Here is a 26667-nt window from a genome sequence, read left to right as displayed (position 1 = left end):
TTTCTCACTCAAAAATCCATCAAACCATGGAAACCAAAACAATAACGAGAAAAGAACTTTATGAATTGGTCTGGACGACCCCATTGACCCAATTGGCCAAACAATACAACATTTCGGACAACTGCCTGAGAAAAATTTGCATCAAACATGAAATACCATTGCCCAGGGTCGGGCATTGGTCAAAGGTGAAGTATGGCAAAAAAGTGACAAAAACACCTTTGAAAAAAAAGGAGAAAAAACTAGATGACATCAATCTGTCAGAGAGAAAAGAGAAAAATGACAAAAAAGCGCATTTCAATAGCAAGTACAGTGCCTTGAAAAACGAAATTGTTAACGACCCCTCCCTACCCCTTTCTGTTCCGAGTAAAATGTACAAACCCGACATTCTCGTTCAAAAGGCAAAATCCGACCTAGCAACTTCTAACTTTCAACCCAACCATCAATATCAAGATATAATCCATACAACCAAAGGAAATTTAAACATAGAGGTTTCAAAAAAGATGGTTCCTAGGGCACTAAGGTTCATGAATGCCCTGATCAAATTACTTAGGAAAAGAGGTCATGACATTGAAATAGATGGATATAGTACTTATGCCATTGTGCTTGACGAAAAAATCAACATACGCTGTCGCGAAAAATCAAAAAGGGTGTTGGTCAAAAAAGAGCGGTGGACGAATTATGAATACCACGCAAGCGATATTTTAATGTTAAAGATGGAAGCAGATTACTTCTTGAGAAAAGATTGGGCAGACAATAAAAATGAACTTTTGGAGGAACAACTCGCCAAAATACTGACCAAGCTTGAGTTGACGGCCAAGCAGTTGAAAAAAGAACGAATCGAAAGGGAGGAATGGCACAAAAAATTTCAGGAAGAACAAAAAATCAAACAAGAGCTTCAAGACCGGAAGGACAAAGAACTTCAATCCCTGAAATCACTTTTCAAGGACATGAAAAGACATGAGATGACCGTTAGGCTCAGAAGTTATGTCCAAGAATTTAAAAACCACAAGGAATCGAACGGTGAACTGACAGAGGATCTATTGCTTTGGTTGGAATGGGCCAATGAGAAGATTGAATGGTTCGACCCCATGATCGAAAGGGAAGTTCCTTTGTTGGAAGATGTCGAACGAAATTCCCTTGTGGAAACCGAAACAAAAAGATCAAGTCTGTTTTATCCCTAAACCAACTATCAAGAAAAGTTTCTGGAAAAATAAATTGCCTTGGCCAAGATAAATAATCAAAATCAACTAAAAGAAAGCAAAAAAAAGTGCTAAAATTAAATTTGACGCCCTTTGAATTAGTATGTAAAAAGATCTAGTGTCGACAGTAAAAAAAGGCCAATGTTTTACCTATGTTGTACCAATACAAAAAAAGCCCCTCAAAATTGAGGAGCTTTTAACGTAAGTTTCAGAAAACTTAAAAGTGCGGGTAAAGGGAGTCGAACCCCCACGCCTTGCGGCACCAGATCCTAAGTCTGGCGTGTCTACCAATTCCACCATACCCGCATTTAACAATATTTTAAGAGCTTAGACTTGACTAGATCCTAAGTCTAGCGTGTCTACCAATTCCACCACACCCGCGGAAAGGAGTGCAAATATAAATCAAATTTCCGATTTGCAAATGCACACCCTATAAAAACTTGTTTTTTGTACTTTTAGTGTCCTTTTTAAAACATATATGAAAGATTTAAATAATTACATCGAGTCCAACAAAGACAGATTCCTTAACGAACTCATTGACTTACTAAAAATCCCCTCAATAAGTGCCGACACGGCCTATTCACAAGACGTTTTGCACACAGCGGAAGCTGTTAAAAAATCGTTGACGGAAGCTGGTTGCGACAATGCCGAAATTTGCGAAACCAAAGGTTATCCCGTGGTATATGCCGATAAAATTATTGACCCAAACCTTCCAACAGTATTGGTGTACGGTCATTACGATGTGCAACCACCAGATCCTATCAATCTTTGGGACTCCCCTCCTTTCAAGCCTGTGATCAAACCCACAAAATTGCATCCTGATGGAGCCATTTTTGCACGTGGTGCCTGTGACGACAAAGGTCAGTTTTTTATGCACGTAAAAGCTGTTGAATATATGATCAAAAACAACACCTTGCCTTGCAATGTAAAATTCATGATTGAAGGTGAAGAAGAAGTGGGCAGTGATAGCTTGGCTGGCTTTCTGGATGACAACAAAGAAAAACTCAAAAACGATATCATTTTGATTTCCGATACTGGCATGATTTCCATGGAAAATCCGTCCATTACTACGGGTCTTAGAGGGTTGAGTTATGTAGAAGTAGAAGTAACAGGGGCCAATCGTGATTTACATTCAGGAATTTATGGTGGTGCTGCACCCAATCCCATCAATGTTTTGGCAAAAATGATTGCTTCATTGCACGATGAAAACAACCACATTACCATTCCAGGATTTTATGATAAAGTAGAAATCATTTCAGATGAGGAACGCGCCGAAATGGCAAAAGCTCCGTTTGATTTAGAAGAATACAAAGCTTCTTTGGATATTGATGATGTGCATGGAGAAAAAGGATACTCAACCTCAGAGCGTTTCGGTATCAGACCAACCTTGGATGTAAATGGAATTTGGGGCGGCTATATGGGTGAAGGTGCTAAAACAGTAATCGCCAGCAAGGCTTACGCAAAAATTTCTATGCGTTTGGTGCCCAACCAAGATTGGCATGAAATCACCGATTTGTTCACCAAGCACTTTACGTCCATCGCACCCAAAAGTGTGAAGGTTAAAGTTTCCCCGCATCACGGAGGTCAAGCTTATGTAACTCCTATTGACAGCATAGGCTACCAAGCGGCAGCTAAAGCTGTAGAACAAACTTTTGGAAAAAGTCCTGTACCTCAACGTACAGGTGGTAGTATTCCAATCGTGGCACTTTTTGAAAAGGTACTGGAAAGCAAAACCATTTTGTTGGGATTTGGATTGGATAGTGATGCCATCCACTCACCTAACGAGCATTTTGGTGTGCTCAACTTCTTAAAAGGGATTGAGACCATCCCGTATTTCTATAAATATTTTGCGGAGTTGAACGCTTAAGTCTTTTTGACATATTTGGTAATTATGACAATCTGTTGACCGTCTACCTTACCTTCAATATATTCAGCATTTTCGTGATCCAGGGAAATCCGTCTAACGGCGGTTCCCTGTTTTGCGACCATGCTTGAGCCTTTCACTTTTAAGTCTTTAACAAGCACCACATTGTCACCGTTTTCCAAAACCACCCCGTTCACATCTCTGTGGATGATTTTCTCCCCTTCTTCTTGACCTTCACCCGTAGCTTTGGCCCAAGTGAGCAGCTCATCTTCCAAATACATCATATCCAAAAGATCTTGAGGCCATCCTTCAGACTTTAAACGGTTTAGCATTCGCCATGCCACCACCTTCACGGCATCATGCTCGCTCCACATGCTATCGTTCAAACAACGCCAATGGTTGGCATCTGTGGTATCGGGATTTTCAATTTGACCAATACAAGTAACACAACCCAATAGACTTCCATCCATTCCACCAACAGACACTGGTGGAACTTCATACATCTGTAAGTTTTCAGTTGACCCACAAAGTTCGCAGGTATTTCCACTTCGTTCCTTTAATTCATCCAATAATGCCATGATGCTTGATTTGATTGCAAAATTAACATTTTAGCACCGCTATCCTACTTAATCCTAAAGCAAAAACAAACTCTACATTTGTAGAATTAAAATAATTGTTCTATGTTTGTAGAGCACAAATGATAAAAGCCGAACAAATGCAGTTGTCAAAATCAGAAGAAGAGTTAATGAACATAGTCTGGAAATTAAAAAAGGCCGTTATGAAAGACCTTTTGGATGCCTATCCAGAACCTAAACCTGCCACCACTACAGTTGCCACGCTTTTAAAGCGAATGACGGACAAAGGGTTTGTTGCTTACAGCAACATTGGCAGAAGTAGGGAATACTATCCGTTGGTCAAGAAGAAAGATTATTTTTCCAAGCATGTGAACGGACTCATTAAAAACTTCTTTAATGATAGTGCCACGCAGTTTGCCTCCTTCTTTACCCAAGAAACCAATTTGAGCAAAGCTGAATTGGAGGATTTGAAAAAATTGATCGACAACGAAATTAAAAAGAAGTAATTATGCTGCCTTTTATTCTGAAATCAACGGCATGTTTGGCCATTTTCCTTGCCTTTTACAAATTGGTGTTGGAAAATGAAAACATGCACCACTTTAAACGTTTTTATCTAATTGGAGCTTTACTGGCTGCACTGATTATCCCAAATATTGTTTTTGTGGAATATGTAGAGGTTGCCCAAAGTGCTACCATTCTACATCCAGTTACGGACATAAATGACGCTCCTCAGCCTTTGGTTGAAACAGCTGATACCGAATGGAGCGAAATTCTTTGGGGAATCTATGCCCTTGGTGTAGTTGTATTTGCCATCCGTTTTTTCAAAAATCTGGGACAAATTGGATATCGCATCCGTAAAAACCCGAAGCTGAAGCAGCAATCGACCACTCGCGTTTTAATGGGTCAGCCCATTCCACCGCATACCTTTTTCAGCTACATCTTTTTGAACAAAAGGCAATATGAGGACCACAATATTCCTGAAGAAGTACTGCTTCATGAGGAAACCCATGCCAAACAAAAACACAGCTTGGATATTCTGTTGATAGAAATGGCCCAAGTCATCTTTTGGTTCAACCCACTCATCTATTTTTTAAAATACAGTATCAAATTAAATCACGAGTTCTTGGCCGACCAAGCCGTCGTTAATCGCAGTCAAGACCGTGCACAATACCAAAACACATTATTATCGTACTTATCACACGATAGTTTTGAAACACATCAGTCGATTGGCATTGCCAATGCCATTAATTATTCATCAATCAAAAAACGTTTTACAGTCATGAAAACAAACACATCAAAAACATCATTTGTATTGCGAAGCTTTTTGCTTCTGCCGCTAACGGCACTCCTATTATTCGGATTTAGTTCGTCTATCGAGGTTCCAAAAAATTCGGATATTGAAAATGATCCTGCTCCTATTGAAATTCAAGCTGACAATTCAGGTTCTGAGGTATTTTTCAACAAGAACAACACCCAAACCATCAACCCTATTGAAATTCAAATTGACAAAAACGGGAAATTATGGTTACAATCCAAAGAGGTTTCTATAACTGATTTAAGTGACGAACTCGAAAAACTTAATGGACATCTAACTTTTGATGAACGCAAAAACATCATTCGTTCCATTGTTCAAGTGGAGGCAAATACCCCTAAAGCTGTCATCAGCAAAATTGACAAAGCATTGGCAGAATACGGCTCTGCTACCATCAATATTTTAGGTCCAAAAGAAACACCTCAACAAAGTGCTTCCCGTGAGGAAATGAAAGCGTACAACAAGTTGGCCAAAAAGTACAATGCCATGGACCGCAACAATATGGCCATTCAAAAGAAAGAGGTAATGCGCCTAAAGGAAATCTATGGGAAAATGTCTAAAAAACAACGCGAAGATGCGGAACCCTTTCCAGATTTTCCGCCACCACCTCCAGCACCTGGTTCTCCAAAAGCACCAAAACCAACAAAAGAGGTAATTGAGGTGAACCCAAACAATCCTCCAGTTCCTCCTGCACCTCCCGCGCCTCCAAAGCCTATTGAGCATGTAAAAGAAATGGCCCAAAAAGGAGCATCTTTCACCTACAATGGCAAAGCCATATCAGCAAAAGAGGCTATTGAAGTGGTTCAAAAGAATCAACACATCAATATTGATGCTCGTGAAGCCAATGGAGCCAATCCTGTTGTTAAGATTTCAACAGATCCCATAGTGATAGAAAACTAAACTATCATCCCAATACAAATAATGTTAAAAGCCCCAATTCTGGGGCTTTTTATGTAACAAATCATCCAAAATTGCGTTCTAATACTCTATCAATCAAATCAGAACACTATAATGCTACAACGTTTTTTTATTTTCTGCTCGGGAGCCGACACCAACATTCTTGAAACCTGCTCCAATGGCGAGCGCAATAAGTATGCTGGCATTGGCGCCACCGTTTTCTTTACCGCCGTAATGGCTTTTATTGCTAGTGGTTATGCCCTTTACACCGTTTTCGACAACATTTACACTTCCATTTTTTTCGGATTTATCTGGGGTTTGCTCATTTTCAATCTGGACCGATACATTGTTTCCACCATTAAAAAGCGGGACAATTTTAAAGGGGAATTGCTACAGGCCGCACCTCGAATTGTGCTTGCTTTGATTATTGCCGTGGTCATTTCCAAACCTTTGGAGATGAAGATTTTTGAAAAAGAAATCAACCAAGTGTTGTTGGAAGAAAAGAACGCCATGACCTTGAACAACAAGGAACAATTGGCCTTGCAATTCACTCCTAAGATTGAAAGTCTCAACCAAGATATAGCCAATTTAAAAGGTGAGGTTACTGCCAAAGAAGCAGAGACCAATGCACTTTACGATACCTATATTTCAGAGGCTGAGGGAACGGCAGGAACAGGTTTATTGGGCAAAGGTCCTGTTTACCAAGAAAAGCGGGATAAGCACGACGCTGCTTTAGCGGAATTGAACAGTTTGAAAGAAACCAATGCCTCCAAAATTGAAAATATTGAAGCCCAAATAGCGGCTTTGGAAACGGATTACGCTACCGCCGTGACCAATTCACAACCGATTATTGATGGTTTTGATGGTTTGATGGCCCGAATCAATGCCCTGGGCAAATTGCCTTGGTTTCCCTCCTTTTTCATCTTTTTATTGTTCTTGGCGATTGAAACCGCTCCGATCATTGCCAAATTACTGGCTCCAAAAGGAGAGTACGATTATAAATTTGAGGAACAAGAAAGTGTAGTTGCTACTTGGGTGACCCAAAAAGTGGAACAGCGCAAATTGTTGTTGGCCACCGATGGGGAAATCAACCAGCAGATTTATGCCGACATTAAAAATGAAGAAGAACTGTACCGCTACAAAAAGCAAAAAGCAGAAGAATTGCTCCGCTTGCAGGCCGATTCGTTTCACAATGTGCAGGTAAAAGGGCTTTAATCCACAATCCCCATATTTTTCAGCAAGAAAGAGGCATTCATGTTTTGACAAATGCCCTCTTTAAACTTATAGTCAAAGTAGAGTTCGCCATTTACAATTTGGGCATCAAAATATTTGTTTTCCACTTGCGAGAGTTGGTCGGATAAGGTGCAGAGACTTAAATCGTGGGTGGCGACCAAACCTGTGGCGCCAATGCGCACCAATCGCTCCACAAACTTTTTAGAGCCCTCGGCTTTATCCACACTGTTGGTGCCTTTCAAAATTTCATCGAGAACCACGAAGCAGTCGCCTTTTTCCAGTTCTCCCACAATAAATTTTAAGCGCTTGAGCTCTGCGTAAAAATAAGAGGTCTCATCCGCCAACGAATCGGAAGAGCGCATACTCGTCAACAAACGGACAGGAGCATATTTTACATCCTTTCCTTTTACGGGCAATCCCAAGTTCGCCATCACAACTTGCAAAGCAACGGCACGCAAAAAAGTACTTTTTCCAGCCATATTAGCCCCAGTGACAATACAAAATCGACCTTTTCCAATCTCAAAATCGTTAAGCACATTCTTTTCAGGATCTACAAGGGGGTGCCCCACAGCTTTGGCTGTCAGCACCGTTTCCCCACTTTCAACCAATTCGGGATAGGTATGATCGGGATGGTTAAAGGCATAATTCCCTAAACTGATGTAGGCATCAAATTGCGCAATGGCCGAAAACCATTCTTCCACATCTTTGCCATAGGTTGCCACCCAAGATTCAACTTTATGGGCGAAAAACAAACTCCACAATCCGAGCCCTTGCCCAAAAATGGAAACGATCAAATTGTATTGCTGCTCCAACATGTTCATATTGTGGGCAAACTGTTTTAAAACTTTGGAGGTTTTGCCACCCTCAACGTTGAGTTTATGTTGCAGCTCTTTTAAAAGTTCAGATTCAAATTGTTGGTCTTCCAGTTCAGAAATCAACCGTTGGTGCTGCTGAATGGTTTCTTGGGCTTCGGTCACTCTTACAGAAAAAGAAAGAATAGATTTGGCATAACGTCCAACCAATCCGACACCTATAAAGTACCAGACCAACACCAAACTTTCTGGCACTTTTCCCATGACCGCCAAGGTGATCCATACAATAGAAAGCACTACAAAAATTGGAGTCACTACGCCCACCCATTTTGGAGTTACCGTTTTGTGGTTTTTCATCCAATCGGCAACTACTTTAGGTGCTACTTTAGGTTGGGTTTCCCCTACCAAGGCTGAAAAATGCTGTCGCCATTCGGGTAATTGGGACAACTCCTTAATCGCCTCTTGTTTTTTGATGATATCCTTTGGGTATCCATCCAACAATAGACTTGAAAAAACCTCTCGTCCCTGCTGCAAGGTGGTTCTGTTGGCATATTGATAAAAAGAACCGCGACCAAAAATGTCCAAATCTTGCGCGTAGGGATGCTCGGGTTGCAAAAACTCCTTTCCATCGGGCAAGTGATGAAACTTACGCTCCAACACCTCCAATTCTGTTTGGTTGATGGCCACCAAGCGTTCCAAATACGCTTTTTCCTTTTTTAGATTGACGAATCGGGCCACGAGATATAAAAACAGGGCCATGCCCACCACAAAAATTCCGAATACAAAAGAGGCACCCCAAAAGAAATAAATGCCTGCCACAAGGGCCAGAAAAACGGCAAGTCGAACCGTGGCCAAAAGACCCAATCGCTTTTTTACTTCTTGTAAATGAGTGGTATGCTTTTCCCGTTGCTGGGTATAGAACTGCTTTAAATCTTTCATTCAAAAATCAATCTAATTCCTTTAATTCCTGTTGCAGTTTTTTGGTGAGACTGCCTACGACCAAATCGTAGGAGTGGTCTACTAATTCAATGATCAATTGTGGGGGAAGTTGCTCCAAAAACAAGGTATTCCAATGCTTTTTGCTCATGTGATACCCTGGCGTGATCACGCCATCATGATCAGCACGAAGCTCTTCCGACCGTTCGGGATCACACTTTAAATTGCATTGCGAGGGCAACCGTTCCAAAGGAATGAGCGCGAACATTTTGCCCATTACCTTGAACACTAAAGTGTAGGCATCAAAAGGAAACTCCTCCGTAACGCCTTTTTTGGACAGGCACAGCTCGCGGAGCTCCTCTACATTCATTCTGTGATACCCTGAGAATCGTACACGATCACTTTCTCCCACATTTGTTGGCATTCCTCGATAAACACCAAATGAGGTGGTTCAGTCTGGTAGGCCGCTTGATCTTCGGCAGATTCAAAGGTCAAAATCAAGGAGTAGGTAAACGAATCGTCCACTACATCGCGAATGGCCTTTGGCGGTTTCCCAATAAATTTGGTTTTTGCGAATTGCGAATTTTCCAAAAATTTGGTCAACGAAGCCTCAAAAGTGGCTCTATCAGCCGCGCTATCCGGATCTTTGAACCAGAAATATACCACGTGGGCAAAAGTGTGGTCGAAATTTTTATTCATATCGTTCTTGATTTGTACACAACTGGAGGCTACTACGCCCACCAAAAGCAGGGTTAGGATTTTTGTTTTCATACGGATTCTTCTATAGTTTGTTTTTCTTGGTTAGATATTTCCAATGCGGAATAGTCCAGCTTCCACCCGATGGTTTCCACGATTTTCTCCACCACCAAAACGGCTTGCAAAGCTTCTTTTCGGGCGGTTTCCATCAATCCGCTTTCGGGTATTTTCCGTTTGATGTGCTCTTTGGCCTCTTGGTTCAAATTGGTCAAATCGGTAGGTGAAAAGCTATTGAAAATCCCATTTTTGATGTCGTAAAACTGCAATTCGGGCTCGATGGAAAGCACTTCGGGTTCGGGAAAATGACTCAAAATGATTCGTTTTCCATCATTGTCAGCCTTTAAGTTGAGCTTGTTCAGGTCGTAACCGATATGCGCCTTGGCCTTGATCACGATCAGTGCTTTCTTTTTGCTCTTAAAAAGGCTCATAAAGCTGTCCTTGGTGTTTTCGTAATGGTAAATCTCGGCGAAATCGCCCTCCACGGATACCAATTTACACACACTTCGGATTTTGTTCAAGATGACGGTGGATTGCTGTTCGGTAATTTCCCTGTTCCGTTTTTTTCGAAACAAAGAAAAGAACCAATACATGAGTATGGCTCCCAAAATCAATCCTAAAATCATTTCGACGACGTCCCCCATTAATTTTTTCCTATTTCACCCAAATGGGTAAACTTGAATCCTTTTTCGTATTTCAGACCATATCCCATGATGCGGTCAAAAGCGGAGTGGGAAAATAAAATAATCCCAATCAGTTGACATAAAGGTATTGAAAAGTAGGTTCCCAACAAGTAGACGACAATCGCCACCCCTTTGTGATGAAAAAGATTGTACCCGATGGCACCTGCCTTATTACCAAAAAGATAACCCAACATACCAATGTCGGGGGTCAATAGCAATACCAGGAACCACCACCAGGCGTAGTCCAGTTGATTGAAGAGGTAGATGCCCAAAACGAACATCATCAGCTCTTCCAATTTTAATGTTGTTTTCACTAGTCTTCGATTTTATATAAAATGGGCCTGCTGGGACTGGCATCGTTCTCCATGGGTGCCACCTGAAGATCTAAAAAATACGTACCGTCCTCCGCAGTGTTGGGCACATAGATAAACTCGGTGATGGTTGCTTTTTCCCTTGGTTTTCCATTCACGTTCCAAAAGGCTTTGTGCGCCAAAAGATCTCCGTTATCCCGTTCCTTATCCACCGAGGGCAGGTCTATCAATAAATGATCCACGCCTTTTTTTACCAAATATTGAGCGGCTTCCTCCAACAAATAGGGCGGATTGGAATCCGAATATTGTCGGGTACGCTTGTCGCTCAAATTGGGCAGGGTTCGGATCACTACGGCTTTTCGTTTTTTGTTGCCCAAGGCATATTTTAATTGCTTTTCGGAAATCACAAAATCCCCGTTCATTTGCTCGGGCGCTACGGTGACCAACTCGGCCAAAAAGAAAAACTTCTTCAACTTTTGGTTCACGGAATGAAACGCCTCGGTTATATGTCCCAAACACTCTGTATGTGTTACATGCGAATGCGGATTAAACCAAATATCATTGAAATTTACGGGGGCACCATCTTCCACGCTTCCGATAAAACCGTCCTGTTTATGGGCAGTAATGGTGGGCGGACCCAAATACCATGCGTTCACATTGTCTTCCTTGCCCGTTAACGGAATGGAAATATCTATGGGGTTGCCGAGGTCTATTTTATAAATTCTTGAGTTGTGTTTTATAGAGGCTATCATGTAGGCTGACTTGTTTATGGTAATTAAATCAATTCCGAGGATAAATCCAATTATTAAGTTCTTTTTGGATGAAATCTGCTAACTTCACAAATCCGTCGATAGAATTTATTGAATCGTAGTATTATTTATAATTTCAGCCCAATAATTCATGAATAATCTTTCATTTGATATAAATAGTTCAAAAGATTTTTTAAATAAACTAATTGAAGATTTCAAGGACTATTTAAAATCAGATAATTCTTCAAGAATGGCCTTGAATTGTGCAATGACTTCATGGCACTTATCTGAATGGGTCTTTCATGAGTATGAGTTAGGTGGACAATTTTCTAAAATAAAGGATTTCCAAAAACACTTAAAAGAACTATGTCCAAGTTTGCAAATAATGCATGATATATCTAATGGTTCAAAACATTACAAACTCAACACTCACAAACCCAAAGTAAAAGAAACAGAAAGAAAAACAGGCACCTTTGATAAAACTTTTGACTTCTCTTTTGATAGAACAATGTTAAAAATTGTTATGCCAAATAATCAAATTGCTGTTTTTGATGAAGAGCTAGAAAAGACGATTGCATTTTGGAAAGAATTTATGAATAACTTAGATAGTTAAAAGTTAGCTGTCATAATAAGGCATCAATAAATGCTAACTTTTAATTTAAACACCAACCCACCTCAACCTCGCAAATATGAACACTAAACCAAAATTGAAATCCTTATTGTCGGCATTGCTGCTTGCCTTGTTCGGGACAACTATAAATGCCCAACAACCTGAAAACAAAATGGAAAAGAAGATTGAAGTTGCCTTTATCATGTTCGATGATTATGAAACCTTGGATGTTTTTGGGCCAGCAGAAATTTTTGGTCGATTGGTGGATCAATATGCGCTTAAATTTTATTCCCTCGAGGGTGGTGTGGTCAGCAACAGGCATAAAGTTCCGATCATGACCGAAAAATTTGAGACAATGGGCAATGGACCCAAAATTATTTTGATTCCTGGGGGTATGGGCACCCGAAAGGAAGTGAACAATAACCAACTTTTGGATAAAATTGAGGAACTTTCCCAAACGAGTGAGTATGTGCTTTCCGTTTGCACAGGGAGTGCATTGCTTGCCAAATCTGGACTTTTGGAGGGCAAGCAAGCGACTTCCAATAAGCGAGCCTTTTCATGGGTGGTTTCTCAAGACACCAAGGTAGATTGGGACAAAAAAGCGAGATGGAAAGTCGATGGTAAATACTATACCTCTTCGGGTGTAAGTGCGGGCATGGATATGGCATTAGGTTTTTTAGCCGATAGACATGGCATTGATTTCGCCAGAAAAGTGGCCAAGGAAATCGAATACAACTGGACCGAGGATAAGGACAATGATAATTTCGTGGCGCAATAAGCTGTTTTACTCCACAAAAAACAAATCGCTTGCAATCCCATCCGCTAAAAACTTACCTTTTTTGGTGGTGAGCAGTTTTCCATCCACATATTGAAGTAAACCTTGCTCCACATATTTTTGGGCTTGTTGGTTCAGGTAGTCTAAGTAGGTATGTCCGAACTCCTTTTCGATTTTTTCTAAAGAAACACCCCAAATAGTACGCAGACCTGTCATTACAGCCTCGTTGTACCTGTCGGATTGGGAGAGGGTTTCCACTTCCATTGGCAAGATACCCTCGGTTATTTTTTTAATGTAGGTTGGGTTGTTTCGAATGTTCCAACTGCGGTTTGTACCGTCAAACGAATGTGCGGAGGGGCCTACTCCCACATATTTTTTGCCCAACCAATAGGCTGTGTTGTTTTTGGAGAAATACTCAGGTTTTCCAAAATTGGAGATTTCGTAGTTTACTAATCCATGGGCTTCCAATGTATCCACCAATATGTAAAATTGCTCTTGGGCCTGTTCGTCGTCCACATCGGGCACGGTTCCTTTTTCAATAAACTTTTGGAGCGCCGTTCGTGGTTCCACGGTCAATGCGTAGCTGGAAATATGCGGCAATCCAAAATCCAAGGCTTTTTGAATATTGTTCTTCCATCGCTCGTTGTCCATGCCAGGGATGCCATAAATCAAGTCAATGGTAATGTTATCAAAGTACTCCGTAGCTTGCTGAATGCATTTTTCTGCTTCGTAGGCATTGTGGGCACGGTTCATCAGTTTTAAATCTTCATCAAAAAAAGATTGGATGCCGATACTGAGACGGTTTATCCCTGACTTTTTATATGCTTCAAAGAGATCGCTCGACTGCGCTCGAGATGACACTAGATCATCGGGATTGGCTTCCAAAGTGATTTCGGGATGGTCAATTACTTTGTAATTGTCATAAACGGTTTGGATCAGGAATTCTATTTCCTCATTGGAAAGTACTGATGGAGTACCTCCTCCAAAATAAATGGTCTCGATTACATCCTCCACCTCCGATTTTCGAATGGAAATCTCCTTGGCAATGGCCTGTACCATGGCTTCCTTTTTTCCCAATTGTGTAGAAAAATGAAAATCACAGTAATGGCATGCTTGCTTGCAAAATGGAATGTGAATATATATCCCAGACATCAGTTATCAGTAATCAATAAACAATTTACAATAATCATTTAGCTCTCTTTGTAGTTTTTAGGATGGAGAACATGATTTTCGAAAGTTCATCTGCCTGTGAAATCAATTTATTGGCGTTGTCTTTGGTTACATAATCCGAATCTTTTAAAAGTGACAACCAATATTTCACTTCCAAACTTTCTTTATAGGCTATTGAAATCTTTGCTGAAAAATCGGCGGTGGAAATTGCGCCATTGGCCTCACTAATATTTGCTCCGATTGATGTTCCTGAACGCAACATTTGTTTGGACAGCACAAACTCCTTTTTTGATGACACTATGCGCTTATACAAACTGACCGTTTGCAAAGCAAAATCATAAGATTTTTCCAATAAGGGATTTTTGTTTTTCATAAAGTAGGCTCATTTGGGTATTGTTTATTGTTAATTGGTCATTGTAGATTGTTACTTGATTTTATCTGGATTTTGTTTGATGAATGCCTCCCAACCCGTGTAGTTTTTCCCGACTTCTACCCTACCCTCATTATAGAAATGACATACGGCCGCGGCCAATCCATCCGTACTGTCCAAGTTTTTGGGGAGTGATTTCAACTTTAAGACACTTTGCAGCATTTTGGCCACTTGTTCTTTACTTGCGTTTCCATTACCCGTGATGGCCATTTTAATTTTTTTGGGCATATACTCCGTAATCGGAATCTCTCTGGAGAGTCCAGCTGCCATGGCCACGCCCTGCGCCCTACCCAATTTGAGCATGGATTGCACATTTTTGCCATAAAAGGGGGCTTCAATGGCTATTTCATCAGGGTGATAGGTATCGATGAGTTCTATGGTGCGTTCAAAAATAAGCTTGAGTTTGGTGTAGGGATCATCGTATTTTTTGAGCATCAACTCGTTCATCTGCACAAAGTGCATCTGCTTATTGATGACCTTGATGATGCCAAAACCCATAATGGTGGTTCCGGGGTCGATTCCCAATATAATTTTTTCCGTTGCCAAATTTTAGTTGGTGTTAAGTACAAGGGGCAATCGAAATCGAAGTCCGACGGGATTCCCTCTTTTTAGTGCTGGGGCTACTGTGGTCAAATCGTTCAATCGGGCAGAAATCTTGTCGTTGAAATTTGAGATTTCATTGAGCACCGATGTTTTTTCCTCTACATTCAACACAGAGATAAATCCATGTTCGTCAATCAAAAAATCAATGTAGACCGTATCGTGCAAATCGTTTCGAACCTGAAATTCCAATCCTGCCAAGGCTTCTGCAAAGTATTCCGATATCACATTCTGAAAACATTCCCGCTGCGCCTCCTTGTCGGCTGTTTCATCACAATCTTCAAAAAGAGGGTATTGGTCCACATCGTTCCAGTCGATGGCCAAAAGTTCTTCGTTCACCAATTTTTGGGTCTTGACTTCCTTGGACTCAAAAAGCTCGCATGACACGAGCAGCCCTAAAAAAAAGGTTATCGACCATAACTTCCGCATAACAGCCCCTAGAATTTGGCTGAAATTACAATAATTTGAAGAATTTAATTGCGCGCCATGTGTATTTCCTCCTTTATTTCGGAAATGCGCTTTTTCACCCGTTCGGCAATGAATGGGGCTGCATCGGGATATAGGTGCAGCAATCTTTCGTAGTAGGCCAGCCTAGTTTCTGGATCTTTAAAATATTCATCGGCCAAAATACAGACCTGATAATAGTTGTAGTAATTGTCCTTGTTTTCTTCCCAAGCTTTGGTGTAGAGATCCATGGCTTGTTTGGTTTTCCCTTGAATTCGGGCAATGCGGCCCAAATCGGCATATTCTTGATCAAAAATTTCGGTGCGCTCTTCGATGGACTTTTCAATATAAAATTGCGCACTATCCAATTGCTTTTCTTGAAAATAGACATCGCCCAAACCTGAATAGGCATCGGCCACAGACCAAGGATCCATCGCCAGCATTTGATAGGTTTTTATGGCCTCCTCGTTTTTGTAGGCTCGGAAATAACAAAAGGCCACCCGTTTTAAAACAAAAGGTTGGGTTTCTCCCAGTTCCATCAACCGTTCAAAATGGGGAATGGCTAGTTTAAATTGCCCATTATTATAATAGGCTTGCGCCTTAAGGTTGATCATGGCCACATCGTTCTCATAAAAACGAAGTCCCTGGTCGATGTACACCAATGCGGAATCCCGAATTTCCTGACCCACAAAATATTTGCCGAGGGAATAAAGGCTCCGCAAATGGGTGCTATCCAATTGCACCGCTTTTCGGAATGCTTGGTTGGCCTTTACCTGGTTCATTTGGGTTTCCAAAGTGCGTCCGAGGTAATAATAATACTCAGGATTCTCCTGTTTTTGGTTGATTAAGGCATTGAAAGCAACTAAAGCAGCATCCTTATTTTTGGTTTTGAGCAGGAGTTTACCCAGTTCAAACTGGGCAATGCTCAATTCGGGATGGGATTGTAAAGTAGCCTGATATTGCGCAATGGCCTTTTCATAATTTCCGATGGCATTGTACGATCGAGCAATCTGAATACTGGACATTGGTGAATCTACCTTTGCATATTGATTGATGGCTGCCGTGTAGTTGCCCAAAGCATACAAACTATCCGCAACGGCCAAAGCCGATGTTTGCGCACCGACTTTGAACGAGAACAAAAATATTGCAATACTACATATTGGTATTACCCTTAACATTAAACAGAAGATTTAGACTTGTATTATTTTAAAAATCAGCCACCTTGACCATTTTGTTTGGCAGCCCTGCATATTGAAACTTCACTACATCTCCTTCATCAACTTCCAATGAAAAAACACCATTGAAATTTGACATTACTCCAGCTTCTTTTCCTTCTATGGAAACTATCACTCCAGATAACCCTAAAGATTCTCTGTCAGTTACAACTCCCTCAAATACTGTCTTCCCTTGTTTACTAATTTTACTTCCACTTACCAACATATAATCTTTGGAACCATTTACAGTGGTGCCTTCGGGTTGGGTTTGTAACCTAAAGGTTATCGGTATTGCATATGGTACATTCATCACTTTACCCTCATGTCTACCTGGTTGCATTTTGGGCAAACGTTCAATGATACGTACAGCCTCATTTTCCAGTAGTTCATGGGGTCCTCGTTTTTTAATAGAAGAAATATCACCGTTCACATCAATTGTAAACACAACACTCACCCTGCCTTGAATACCTTGCTCTTGTGCAGCTTCTGGATACCTGAAGTTCTTTTTGATATGCTCTACCAATTTTTCTTGAAAACACTCTTTTGGATCCGCTGCATTTTCACAGCCAGGAAATACAGGAACCTCATCTATAGTGGCGAAAGGAACCGATTCCGATTGTTCTTGACTATCAGTAGTTGGAGGGTTTCCGATTCCTGCTTTCACAGTCCACCCATTTACTTCCTTGGCTGACTTGTTCATTCGGTCAATCATGGTTTGGGCCATTTTGGCAATCTGATTTCTTTCATTCTCGGTTAGGGAATCTTTTCCCTCAATTTCACTATTCAGATTCACCAAACGTTCCTCTAAAGAGAGTTCTGCACTTTGATTTGAGTCTGAGCTTGAATCGGATTCACATGAAGTATACACCAACATACCCAATACCATGGGCAACAACAACACATACTTTAACTGCCATACGGCTTTGGATTGCTTTTTTTGTAACATGACTATTCGTTTTTTGATTAGTGATTTATTGAAAAATTGATTGACAAAACTGATGTTCTGGGTGTTGAATGCTTCGGACAATAGTATTTCAAAATGGGCCTGTTTGTTGTGTTTTACCGCTTTGGCATCGGCAATAAATTCGTGCAGTTCAGCCACTCGACTTTGATACACATACACCAAGGGGTTGAACCAAAATAGGATGCGAGCCATTTCAAAAAAGAGCAGATCAAGGGAATGTAATTGCTTTACGTGCACCAATTCGTGCGCCAAAATGTTGGGCTCTTTATCCTTTTTGATATTCTCCCCCATAAAAATGTTCCTGAAAAACGAAAAGGCCACGGCACTCTTAGGTACTGATATTTTGGTGAAATCGTTGTAATAGGTAACCGAACCGTTTTTGCGCATTTGGTTCAAACGAAGCAATTTATAAGCAAACCATAGTGAAGCTAAAAAGCAACCTGCCCCCAACACCCAATATGGCCATGGAATGCTTGCCAAAAAGCCTGGTTCACTTACTTCTGGACCTAAAACCACCCCGTTCAACTGGGTCAGATACACCGTTGTGGCTCCAAATTCTTGGGGCATGGTAGTTTGTAGTGCCTCTACCTTAATCCAAGGCAACACCAACGAGAGGGCAAATGTGCCCAATAAATACACACGGTTCCATTGAAAAAAGGTCTCTTTCTTTAGAAAAAGATCATAGGTCAACAAAAAGACCAATTGAAAAACCAAAGATTCTAGAATGTATGTGATCATTTTTCCTCGTCTTTAATGTTCTTCATGATTTCTTCTAGTTCCTTTAGGCTGATATCGTTCTTCTTCATAAAAAAGGATACCATACTGGAAAACGACCCTTGAAAATAGCCATCGACCAAGGTGTTCAAGCGTTGGTTGCTATACTCCGATTTTTGAACCAACGGAAAATATACATGCCCCTTCCCCACCTTTTCGTGGGAGACAAACCCCTTATCCTCCAAAATCCGAACGATGGTGGAAACTGTATTGTAGGCTGGTTTTGGTTCGGGCAATTCCTCTAAAATGGCTGCAACATTGGCCTTTTTTAATTGCCATAAGAGCTGCATTACTTCTTCTTCTGCCTTGGTGAGCTGCTTCATTTTTAACTAACTTTTTAGTTCAACATGAAACAAATATAACTAATTATTTAGTTTAAACTAATTTTTTAGTTAAAAAGTGAAAAAAAATCCGCCGGTGTAGTTTACTGACGGATAATTATTTAGTAGCGTTGGAATTTTTTTAATGACCATTCTAAATGTGAGGTCGAGCTGTCTTATCGAGCGCAGTCGAGATGCGAGACCGATATAATTCTCAGCTAAAAGACCTCTCGACTGCGCTCGAGGTGACAATTATTGACATCAATTTATTTAGAACGTTACGGTAACCTTTCCCCGTAAATAAAAAGGCGTGCCAGGTGTAAAATGTATCTCCTCAAATGAGTTGGGCTCATTGAATAAACGGCTTTCGGTTGCGAATTGCGTTTCGTTCCATTCAATATCGAATAGGTTTTCCACAATCAGACCAAAGGTCCAATTCTTTAGAGTATAATTGAGTGTGGTATCGGTCACAAAATAACCCTCGGCCACAATTGAATTGTCCTCATTGGCAGGTCTATCATCAATATAACGGTAATTGATTCCACCTGAAAAACCTTGATTACCTCCTATAGTTACACCGCCTGCCATGGTGAAATCAGGTGCCAATGGGATGTAATCTTCACCATCGACTTCCTCGGTGCTCCTCGCATGGGTATAATTGGCATCAGTATATAGGTACAACCAATCCAAAGGTTGGTAACGGGCCCCTACTTCAATCCCCATACGTCTTGTTTTTCCGCTAGGTTCAACTATGGCCGCATCGCCAACATAAACAAACTCCTGATCCAAAAACAAGGTCCATAAAGTTGCATTCACAACCAATTTGTCCGCAGGTCTGATGATTGCTCCCAAATCCACACCGTAAGCAGCAGGCAAAATATCTTCGCCCCCATTCGCAACCACAACCCGTGTATCGTTGGAATGAAACCCAATTCCCGTTTTCAAAAAGATTTGGGTATTTTCGGTTGGACTGTAAATAGTATTGAACTTAGGACTAAAAGCAACTTTTTCCTCACTTCGACTATCGTATAGTTCGTTCATCTTATCCACATAATCGAATCGAAAATAATCCATTCGAAGAGCGGGCTCAAAAGTGAACTTTCCTGATTTAAATTCTGCTCCTGCAAAGGCATAGCCATTCACTTCATCCACATCGCCGTAGGCTAAACGTTCCAACAACTCTTGACGGTTCAAGGTGTGGGACAGCTGGTTATCGTCTACATTGTCGTATCTGAATCCTATTCCTGCATTGTATTTGAAATCCACTCCGCCCAAGTTGGCCGAATTGTTCTGAAAAACAGTTTTAGCTCCTGCCAACATACGGTCTTCGAACTGGTTAATTTGGTCACCATTTACAGCATCTTCCAAGAAAAAAGTAAAATTGGAATAGAGTTCAAAATCGTAATGCGACACAAAAGCCATGGTGTTTAGGGATTTTCCTGTTCCAAGATTCTTGATATGGTTTAAAATGATGTTGGTTCTACTCGTTTGACCGCCCTCGGTATCGTCAATGGCCCCAAAACGACTAATCAATCCTTGATCAACTGCCCGTTGAGGAATTTGACCCGAGGCATCCCACTTACTCGAAAAATGTGAAGCGGTCAACAGCAACTCTTGATCACCTGGCAAGGCGTAGCGATATCTTCCCATAATATTGATCCGATTAAAATTCTGGGGGGAATCAAACGGACCATCTGTCAAATACAATTCGGAAGCCAAGTAGGCATTGCTGTTTTGGTTGTCCATCACGCTGAACATCCCAATGAATCTGCGAGTACCAAACTGACCAACTTCTGCGGACAATAAACTTTTGTCCAAGCTTTTTCTCAGTTTTAAGTCCACATAGCCTGCGGTGTTGAAATTCCCTTGGTCTGCATAATATGGACCTTTTCCAAAATTTACATTTTCGATGGTTTCTGGAATCACAAAATGAAGATCGGCATATCCTTGTCCATGGGCATGTGAAACCATATTCACGGGCATACCGTCAACATTGATAGCCACATCGGTTCCGTGATCCACGTCAAAACCTCTTAAAAATATTTGCTCCGCTTTTCCTCCACCAGCGTGTTGGCCAATGATCAATCCAGGAACTTTTCTTAAAATTTCTTGGGATGATTTTACAGGATTCGTTTTCACATCCGCATCCACCACTCGGCTCAAGGCATCCACTTCAGACACCAAAACCACTTGATCTAAAGAAATGGAGGTTTCCTCAAGTACCAAAGTCAATGGATTCTGAAAATCAGCCTGATTCACCACTCTGGTCAGCGTAGCATATCCTAATTTTGAAAAGTAAATCGTATCGTTAACCGAAGTTCGGTCCAGAACAAAGTGTCCTGTGCCATCGGTATGGCTATGTTGACCACTGGTTTTGTTAAAAATTCCAGCATCCTCTATTGGGGAACCAGCTTCGTCCACCAGTTCTCCTTTAATGTTTTGCGCAGCAATAGTGCCCATGAACAGCATGGACAATACCGCCATAAAATATTTCATGTCGTTGTCTTTTAATTTGAATTGTGTAAATAAATCTGAACAATAACAGCACTAGACCAGTCTCAAAAAGATTGAAACCCGTTCATAAAATTAACCTAGCTGTTTTTAGCTAATTTGAGGAGGAGGGGAATTTATACTTAAGCACCAAAATGAAGTCCTGTTTTGGTATGCCCAATTTCCATTACGGTTTAGTAATGCAGCTATTTCGGAATCAATCGAAATTTCTTCCGATATATGTTTGTCTAACTTTAGGCTGATATCGTCTTGGGATTCTTGTTCATCAGGTTCATTGGCTTGCAACAATTCTTTTATGGCTTCCAAGGCTTCGTGAGAGTGACCTGCCATGGCTTCCAATGAAGAGTAATCGATTTCTTCATGGTCAGAAGCAAAACCATGTTGGTGGGTTTTGGGAGACAAAACGTGTGATACCTCGTGCAAGGTTTCCAACACCAAACCATTAAAAAGTCCCAACAAATAAAAGAGACACATCAGCGTACATCCTATTCGAACGAACTTTGATTTTTTATGTGTTTTTGTTGCTTTCACCTGTATTTGAGATTCCATTTCAAATTTACCTACGAAAAAATTAAGAGGAGGGTTTTATTTTGATTTTGTGTGTAACAATTCTCGGCTACATTTGTCTAACAACAAAACACAACCATGGACATTGCCTTGCTTATTTTAGGGTTTCTTTTAATGCTAGTTGGCATATTAGGAAGCTTTTTACCCGTATTACCAGGACCGCCAATAAGTTGGGTTGGACTGCTACTACTTTATTTAACCAAAGCCGTTCCCGACAACTGGTGGGTGCTCGCAATTACCTTTGTTCTCGCCATAACTATCACCATTTTGGATTATGTAATTCCTGCCATGGGCACCAAAAAGTTTGGAGGCAGCAAAGCTGGTATGTGGGGTACGATTGTTGGATTGCTCGTTGCGATTTTTGTTCCTGTTTTTGGACCATTGGGTATCATTATTTGGCCATTTATTGGTGCTTTGGTCGGTGAATTGCTGAACAAAGCCAATAAAAAAACCGCTATGAAAGCGGCTTTTGGTTCATTCTTAGGTTTTTTAACGGGCACTTTTATGAAGTTCGTCCTAACTGTGGCCTACGCAGTTTTCTATGTGTACATCACCATCAAGTACGCTGGGGACCTATTCACTATTAGTTAGTCCAACCATGTAACTTTATCTGCAATTGGGGTTCTTGCTGACGGAATCACGTCTCCCTCAAAATACCCCATGTAGAAAAAGCCCAAACATTTTTCGCCCTCATTTAGGTCAAAAAACTCATCCATATATTTAATGAGCCCTGGGGAAGACCAATAACTACCAATACCCAGTTCGGTACAACACAACCACATGTTTTGCACTGCCATGGCCACGGCTGCGATTTCCTCCCATTCAGGTAGACTCTCAGCAGGCTCACGTTGCATACAAATAGCAATCACCGCTCCCGATTTTGTTGGGTTATAATGTAATTTTTTGATTTTAGTTTGCTTTGGATTTGGGTCCACTTCCTCATATTTATTGGAAAGAAAAACACCCAACTCCTGTTTCTTCTCACCAGTCAAAACCTTAAATCGCCATGGTTCGGTTTTTTTGTGTGTTGGTGCCCAATTGGCAGCCTCCAAAATCTTTTCGAGTGTTTCCTTTGCAATAGGTTTATCGGTGTATTGAGGAGGAAAAATACTTCTACGCTCCTTGATCAAATCAAATATCATAGGTCTTTTTTAAGTTGAATTCCAAAGTTACACCCCAAATCGTTCCTATCATAATTTCTGAAGCAAGTCCATACATTTTTGAAGCGCTGGATTACGATTATCCGTTTTCCATACCATGCTCAACACCGCCCGCTGTTTTATTTTTTTCATTTCAATGAACTTTACTTTCATTTGGAACCCATATTGAAGCGTGGTCGGCACTATTGCAATTCCCAATTTATTCTCTACCAATTTAAAAATGGTCTGTGCATGAACCGATTTATGCGAAACATGGGGTACAAACCCACTATCCTCACAAATGCTCAGCACCGTATCGTAATACATTGGGCTGTAATCTTGGGAGAAAAGGATGAAATCCTCATCTGCCACCTGATTGATGTTTTTGAAATGCTTTGCATCCAAAGGATGGTCTTCAGGCAACACCAAAGAAAAAGTATCCTCAAAAACGGGTTTTACATCTAACCCTTTGGGTACTCGTGATAAGCGTACAAAACCCAAATCCAAGCGGTCGGTCAAAATTGCATTGATTTGTGCTCTGTTTGAAAGTTCTTCCAAAGTGGTATGGACGGTTGGATATTTTTCTTTCAATCCCAACAATAAATTGGGTACTACATTTTGCATGGCCGAACCCAAAAACCCGATTCGCACCTCCCCTAATTGTCCATCTCCTATGAGTTTTACTTGTTTTTTGGTTTGATCAAGGTGATTCAAAATAAACTCCACTTCTTTTTTTAAAAACTCCCCTGCAGGCGTTAAACTCACCTTTTTCTTATCCCGAACAAATAATTGGGTTCCCAAAATTTCTTCCATTTGTTTGATTTGCGTACTCAAACCTGGTTGAGAAATAAACAACTTCTCAGCAGCCTTTCTATAATGAAGTTCTTCGGCCACGGCCAAAAAGTAGACGAAATGACGAAGTTCAATTTGATAATTCATACTTATTAATTATTACAAAAATAAGTATTGGTAATTATTAATCATAACCTTTAATTTTATGGAAAAGAAAAAAGCATGGCAAAAGACCCAACATTTCAATTTGGCGAGGACCATTTAACTGCAAGCATAGCTTTGGGATTGGCCCAAGGCACCATTAAAGGTGTTTTCTCAGAAAAGTGCCTGCAACATGTAAATGTAAGTTACCAACGGGTGCAGCGTATTGTGGAAAAAGGCAATACAGTGTATGGCATCAATACAGGTTTTGGCCCTTTGTGCAACACCAAAATCTCCAAAGAAGACACCAAAATTCTACAATCCAATATATTGCAAAGTCATAGTGTGGGTGTGGGAGACCCCATTTCCACAGAGTTGGCTAAAATTATGTTGATTCTAAAAATCCATGCCTTGTCAAAAGGATTTTCAGGAATTGCCGAGACTACTTTGCAACGTATGCTTTGGCATTTGGATAACGATGCCATTCCAGTAGTTCCCTCACAAGGTTCCGTAGGTGCTTCGGGTGATTTGGCTCCACTTTCCCATTTATTTTTACCCTTAATCGGCTTGGGAAAAGTGGAATACCAAGGAAAAACCATTCCAACACAAGAACTTTTTAAGCAAAATGGTTTACAGCCACTTGATTTGGGACCAAAAGAGGGGCTTGCCTTAATCAATGGAACCCAATTTATTGCTGCGCATGGTGTGATGGTAGTTCATAAATTGCAACATTGTTTACGACATGCCGACATTATCGGTGCCATGATGCTCGAGGGACTACAAGGTTCCATGAAACCATTTTTTGAGGAATTGCATCAACTTCGACCTTTTAAGGGCAACCAACATGTTGCAGGTAGAATCCGAACTTTGCTCCAAGGTTCAGAGATTCTGGAAGACCATATCGATTGCGAACGAGTACAAGATCCTTACTCCCTACGTTGCATGCCGCAAGTACACGGGGCTTCCCGTAATACATGGTTACACCTTAAAGAATTGTTGGAAATTGAACTGAATTCAGTAACCGACAACCCAGTCATCATAAATGACGAACTCACCATAAGCGGTGGAAATTTCCATGGACAACCTTTGGCCATGGCTTTGGATTATGCCGCTTTGGCCGCTTCGGAAATCGGAAATATTTCCGACCGACGCATCTATTTGGCTCTTGAGGGCAACAGTCCTGGAGTTCCCAAATTATTGATGAACGATACGGGCATCAATTCAGGATATATGATCTTGCAGTACACCACTGCGGCATTGGCCAGTGAAAACAAAAGTTTGTGTTTCCCCGCAAGTGCGGACAGCATTCCTACCTCATTGGGGCAGGAAGATCATGTAAGCATGGGGTCCATAAGTGGTAGAAAAGCACTCAATATTATAAATAATGTGGAGAAAATCCTTGCCATCGAATTGTTGACCGCAGCTCAAGCATTTGAGTATAGAAAACCATTGAAATCAGGTGTGGTTTTGGATGAAATCCATACATTCCTGAGAACCAAGGTCGCTTTTGCCGCAAATGATCGTGTATTTGCAGATGATATTGAAAAAGGAATCGAAATCATTCAAAACCATGAAATCATTGATTTGGTGGAATCAGTAATGAAAGAAAAAGAATTGACTTGGGATGCACCACATCTTGATGAATTTGAAACATACTAGCATGAACAAACCACTATTAATAGGACCATTCACCCAATTACTTCCCATGACGGGACTCCCTTTAAAGGGAGCGCTTAAGGATGAGCAACTGTCCATTATTGAAAACGGCGGGATTCTGGTTGCTGATGGAAAAATTGTCAAAGTCGGAGTTTTTGATGAATTGAAATCAGCCGATGTAGATATTCAACTTATCGATGGGAAAAATGTTTGCCTACCAGGATTTGTGGATTCCCACACCCATATCTGTTTTGGTGGCACCCGTGCCAGAGATTACGCCTACCGAAATGCAGGAAAAACCTATTTGGAAATTGCCAAAGCAGGTGGAGGAATATGGGACACGGTGACCCAAACCCGAAAAGCTTCACAGGACGAATTGGTGAAAGGCATTATTTCCAGAAGTCAAAAACATTTAAAAAATGGAGTTACCACCATCGAGGTAAAAAGTGGTTATGGTCTTTCGGTTGATGAGGAACTAAAAATGTTACGTGCAATCAAACAGGCGAACGAAACTTCAAAGGTGACCTTGGTACCTACCTGTTTGGCGGCCCATATGAAACCAAAAGATTGGAATCAGGACCAAGAATATCTAAATGTGATCATCAACGAATTGTTTCCTATCATCAAAACTGAAAACCTGGCCAATCGAGTGGATGCCTTTGTGGAAGAAAGTGCTTTTTCTCCAGAAGAAATCAAACCTTACTTTCAAAAAGCAAAAGAAATGGGATTCGATATTACGGTACATGCCGACCAATTTACCACAGGCGGGAGTCAAGTTGCCGTAGATTTTGATGCCGTTAGTGCCGACCATTTAGAAGCCAGCACCGAAAAAGAAATCCAATTGTTGGCCAAAAGTAACACCATTGCCACGGCATTGCCTGGTGCATCTCTCGGATTAGGATGTGCCTACACCCCAGCCCGTAAAATTTTGGATGTGGGCGGCGCCTTATCCATTGCCAGTGATCACAACCCAGGTTCCGCCCCCATGGGCGACCTGTTGACCCAAGCCAGTATTTTGGGAACCTTTGAAAAACTGTCAAATACCGAAGTACTTTCTGGAATTACCTTTAGGGCAGCTGCTGCATTACGATTGGAAGACCGAGGAAAACTGGAAGCAGGTGCACTAGCTGACTTTGTGGTTTTCCCAACCGATAATTATCAAGAAATCACCTACCACCAAGGGCAATTAAAACCAAGTATGGTATGGAAAAATGGAACACCTATACAATAAAATTT

At 41.0% G+C, this 26667-nt stretch carries 28 protein-coding genes and 1 tRNA gene; 10 read left to right on the top strand and 19 right to left on the bottom strand.

Features of this window, described 5'->3' with window-relative positions; all coding sequences use genetic code 11:
* Positions 1–26 precede the first annotated feature (26 nt).
* Positions 27–1181: a hypothetical protein gene (locus BLQ18_RS04970; RefSeq protein ID WP_090293284.1), complete on the top strand. Its 1155-nt coding sequence runs from the start codon at positions 27–29 to the stop codon at positions 1179–1181.
* Positions 1182–1423: 242 nt separating this feature from the next.
* On the opposite strand, the gene BLQ18_RS04965 is transcribed toward BLQ18_RS04970, so the two are convergent.
* Positions 1424–1505, bottom strand: a tRNA-Leu gene (locus tag BLQ18_RS04965).
* Between the two features lie 172 nt (positions 1506–1677).
* Between BLQ18_RS04965 and BLQ18_RS04960 the strand changes: the two genes are divergently transcribed.
* Positions 1678–3066 carry a dipeptidase gene (locus tag BLQ18_RS04960; RefSeq protein WP_090293283.1) on the top strand — a complete coding sequence of 463 codons (1389 nt, stop codon included), beginning with the start codon at positions 1678–1680 and terminating at the stop codon, positions 3064–3066.
* Here BLQ18_RS04960 and BLQ18_RS04955 read toward each other — a convergent pair.
* Positions 3063–3641, bottom strand: coding sequence for a PhnA domain-containing protein (locus BLQ18_RS04955; protein WP_090293282.1), 579 nt, complete (start codon positions 3639–3641; stop codon positions 3063–3065). The genes BLQ18_RS04960 and BLQ18_RS04955 overlap by 4 nt on opposite strands.
* A gap of 137 nt (positions 3642–3778) precedes the next feature.
* Between BLQ18_RS04955 and BLQ18_RS04950 the strand changes: the two genes are divergently transcribed.
* The 3 genes from BLQ18_RS04950 to BLQ18_RS04940 all read left to right on the top strand — a co-directional run bounded on the left by BLQ18_RS04950 (position 3779) and on the right by BLQ18_RS04940 (position 7062).
* The gene (locus BLQ18_RS04950; RefSeq protein WP_090293675.1) at positions 3779–4144 is read left to right on the top strand and encodes a BlaI/MecI/CopY family transcriptional regulator; all 366 of its coding nucleotides are present in this window, start codon (positions 3779–3781) and stop codon (positions 4142–4144) included.
* Between the two features lie 2 nt (positions 4145–4146).
* Positions 4147–5850, top strand: coding sequence for a M56 family metallopeptidase (locus BLQ18_RS04945; protein WP_090293281.1), 1704 nt, complete (start codon positions 4147–4149; stop codon positions 5848–5850).
* A gap of 111 nt (positions 5851–5961) precedes the next feature.
* Positions 5962–7062: a DUF4407 domain-containing protein gene (locus BLQ18_RS04940; RefSeq protein ID WP_090293280.1), complete on the top strand. Its 1101-nt coding sequence runs from the start codon at positions 5962–5964 to the stop codon at positions 7060–7062.
* On the opposite strand, the gene BLQ18_RS04935 is transcribed toward BLQ18_RS04940, so the two are convergent.
* Genes BLQ18_RS04935 through BLQ18_RS04910 form a run of 6 tightly spaced genes read right to left on the bottom strand, consistent with a single transcriptional unit; the run spans position 7059 to position 11327 of the window.
* Positions 7059–8831 carry a MutS-related protein gene (locus BLQ18_RS04935; RefSeq protein WP_090293279.1) on the bottom strand — a complete coding sequence of 591 codons (1773 nt, stop codon included), beginning with the start codon at positions 8829–8831 and terminating at the stop codon, positions 7059–7061. The two genes, BLQ18_RS04940 and BLQ18_RS04935, sit on opposite strands and share 4 nt — an antisense overlap.
* Before the next feature lie 7 nt (positions 8832–8838).
* Entirely contained in the window at positions 8839–9198 is a 360-nt protein-coding gene (locus BLQ18_RS04930; protein ID WP_090293278.1) for an MmcQ/YjbR family DNA-binding protein, read from the bottom strand.
* Positions 9195–9599 (bottom strand): Dabb family protein, encoded by a 405-nt coding sequence (locus tag BLQ18_RS04925; protein WP_090293277.1) that lies wholly within the window; start codon positions 9597–9599, stop codon positions 9195–9197. Before BLQ18_RS04925 ends, BLQ18_RS04930 begins: the two co-directional genes overlap by 4 nt.
* A complete protein-coding gene (locus BLQ18_RS04920) occupies positions 9596–10225 on the bottom strand; it encodes a DUF4230 domain-containing protein (RefSeq protein ID WP_090293276.1) in 630 nt (209 codons plus the stop codon). Before BLQ18_RS04920 ends, BLQ18_RS04925 begins: the two co-directional genes overlap by 4 nt.
* On the bottom strand, positions 10225–10578 hold the full coding sequence (locus BLQ18_RS04915; protein ID WP_090293275.1) for a DUF4260 domain-containing protein: 354 nt from the start codon (positions 10576–10578) through the stop codon (positions 10225–10227). The genes BLQ18_RS04920 and BLQ18_RS04915 overlap by 1 nt, the downstream gene beginning before the upstream one ends.
* Positions 10578–11327, bottom strand: coding sequence for a cyclase family protein (locus BLQ18_RS04910; RefSeq protein ID WP_090293274.1), 750 nt, complete (start codon positions 11325–11327; stop codon positions 10578–10580). Before BLQ18_RS04910 ends, BLQ18_RS04915 begins: the two co-directional genes overlap by 1 nt.
* Positions 11328–11475: 148 nt before the next feature.
* Between BLQ18_RS04910 and BLQ18_RS04905 the strand changes: the two genes are divergently transcribed.
* Together BLQ18_RS04905 and BLQ18_RS04900 are read left to right on the top strand one after the other, a co-directional pair.
* Positions 11476–11937, top strand: coding sequence for a hypothetical protein (locus BLQ18_RS04905; protein ID WP_090293273.1), 462 nt, complete (start codon positions 11476–11478; stop codon positions 11935–11937).
* Between the two features lie 76 nt (positions 11938–12013).
* Positions 12014–12712 carry a DJ-1/PfpI family protein gene (locus BLQ18_RS04900; protein WP_245668069.1) on the top strand — a complete coding sequence of 233 codons (699 nt, stop codon included), beginning with the start codon at positions 12014–12016 and terminating at the stop codon, positions 12710–12712.
* Positions 12713–12718: 6 nt separating this feature from the next.
* Here the strand turns inward: BLQ18_RS04900 and hemW are convergent, their stop codons facing one another.
* The 9 genes from hemW to BLQ18_RS04855 all read right to left on the bottom strand — a co-directional run bounded on the left by hemW (position 12719) and on the right by BLQ18_RS04855 (position 21685).
* A complete protein-coding gene (hemW, locus tag BLQ18_RS04895; protein ID WP_090293272.1) occupies positions 12719–13861 on the bottom strand; it encodes a radical SAM family heme chaperone HemW in 1143 nt (380 codons plus the stop codon).
* A gap of 34 nt (positions 13862–13895) precedes the next feature.
* Positions 13896–14252, bottom strand: a complete 357-nt coding sequence (locus BLQ18_RS04890) for a four helix bundle protein (protein ID WP_090293271.1) — start codon at positions 14250–14252, stop codon at positions 13896–13898.
* A gap of 51 nt (positions 14253–14303) precedes the next feature.
* Positions 14304–14855: a crossover junction endodeoxyribonuclease RuvC gene (ruvC, locus tag BLQ18_RS04885; protein ID WP_090293270.1), complete on the bottom strand. Its 552-nt coding sequence runs from the start codon at positions 14853–14855 to the stop codon at positions 14304–14306.
* A gap of 3 nt (positions 14856–14858) precedes the next feature.
* Positions 14859–15338 carry a hypothetical protein gene (locus tag BLQ18_RS04880; RefSeq protein WP_090293269.1) on the bottom strand — a complete coding sequence of 160 codons (480 nt, stop codon included), beginning with the start codon at positions 15336–15338 and terminating at the stop codon, positions 14859–14861.
* Positions 15339–15382: 44 nt separating this feature from the next.
* Entirely contained in the window at positions 15383–16531 is a 1149-nt protein-coding gene (locus BLQ18_RS04875) for a tetratricopeptide repeat protein (protein WP_090293268.1), read from the bottom strand.
* Positions 16532–16559: 28 nt separating this feature from the next.
* Positions 16560–18269 carry a M56 family metallopeptidase gene (locus tag BLQ18_RS04870; RefSeq protein ID WP_245668068.1) on the bottom strand — a complete coding sequence of 570 codons (1710 nt, stop codon included), beginning with the start codon at positions 18267–18269 and terminating at the stop codon, positions 16560–16562.
* The gene (locus BLQ18_RS04865) at positions 18266–18628 is read right to left on the bottom strand and encodes a BlaI/MecI/CopY family transcriptional regulator (protein ID WP_090293267.1); all 363 of its coding nucleotides are present in this window, start codon (positions 18626–18628) and stop codon (positions 18266–18268) included. Before BLQ18_RS04865 ends, BLQ18_RS04870 begins: the two co-directional genes overlap by 4 nt.
* A gap of 267 nt (positions 18629–18895) precedes the next feature.
* Positions 18896–21121 carry a TonB-dependent receptor gene (locus BLQ18_RS04860; protein ID WP_090293265.1) on the bottom strand — a complete coding sequence of 742 codons (2226 nt, stop codon included), beginning with the start codon at positions 21119–21121 and terminating at the stop codon, positions 18896–18898.
* A 105-nt stretch (positions 21122–21226) separates the two neighbouring features.
* On the bottom strand, positions 21227–21685 hold the full coding sequence (locus BLQ18_RS04855; RefSeq protein ID WP_139297737.1) for a hypothetical protein: 459 nt from the start codon (positions 21683–21685) through the stop codon (positions 21227–21229).
* Positions 21686–21781: 96 nt separating this feature from the next.
* Here BLQ18_RS04855 and BLQ18_RS04850 point away from each other — a divergent pair, with 96 nt between their 5' ends.
* Positions 21782–22294 (top strand): DUF456 domain-containing protein, encoded by a 513-nt coding sequence (locus tag BLQ18_RS04850; RefSeq protein ID WP_090293262.1) that lies wholly within the window; start codon positions 21782–21784, stop codon positions 22292–22294.
* On the opposite strand, the gene BLQ18_RS04845 is transcribed toward BLQ18_RS04850, so the two are convergent.
* Together BLQ18_RS04845 and BLQ18_RS04840 are read right to left on the bottom strand one after the other, a co-directional pair.
* Positions 22291–22845 (bottom strand): nitroreductase family protein, encoded by a 555-nt coding sequence (locus BLQ18_RS04845; protein WP_090293260.1) that lies wholly within the window; start codon positions 22843–22845, stop codon positions 22291–22293. The genes BLQ18_RS04850 and BLQ18_RS04845 overlap by 4 nt on opposite strands.
* A gap of 48 nt (positions 22846–22893) precedes the next feature.
* Positions 22894–23781 carry a LysR family transcriptional regulator gene (locus tag BLQ18_RS04840; protein ID WP_090293257.1) on the bottom strand — a complete coding sequence of 296 codons (888 nt, stop codon included), beginning with the start codon at positions 23779–23781 and terminating at the stop codon, positions 22894–22896.
* A 75-nt stretch (positions 23782–23856) separates the two neighbouring features.
* On the opposite strand from BLQ18_RS04840, the gene hutH reads away from it, so the two are divergent.
* Together hutH and hutI are read left to right on the top strand one after the other, a co-directional pair.
* On the top strand, positions 23857–25434 hold the full coding sequence (hutH, locus tag BLQ18_RS04835; protein WP_090293255.1) for a histidine ammonia-lyase: 1578 nt from the start codon (positions 23857–23859) through the stop codon (positions 25432–25434).
* Position 25435: 1 nt separating this feature from the next.
* The gene (gene hutI, locus BLQ18_RS04830) at positions 25436–26662 is read left to right on the top strand and encodes an imidazolonepropionase (protein WP_090293673.1); all 1227 of its coding nucleotides are present in this window, start codon (positions 25436–25438) and stop codon (positions 26660–26662) included.
* The last annotated feature ends 5 nt before the right edge of the window (positions 26663–26667 follow it).

Source organism: Flagellimonas zhangzhouensis, assembly GCF_900102925.1.
GTDB lineage: Bacteria > Bacteroidota > Bacteroidia > Flavobacteriales > Flavobacteriaceae > Flagellimonas > Flagellimonas zhangzhouensis.
Note: the sequence above shows the minus strand (reverse complement) of the source record. Positions and strands in the feature narration are given on the sequence as shown.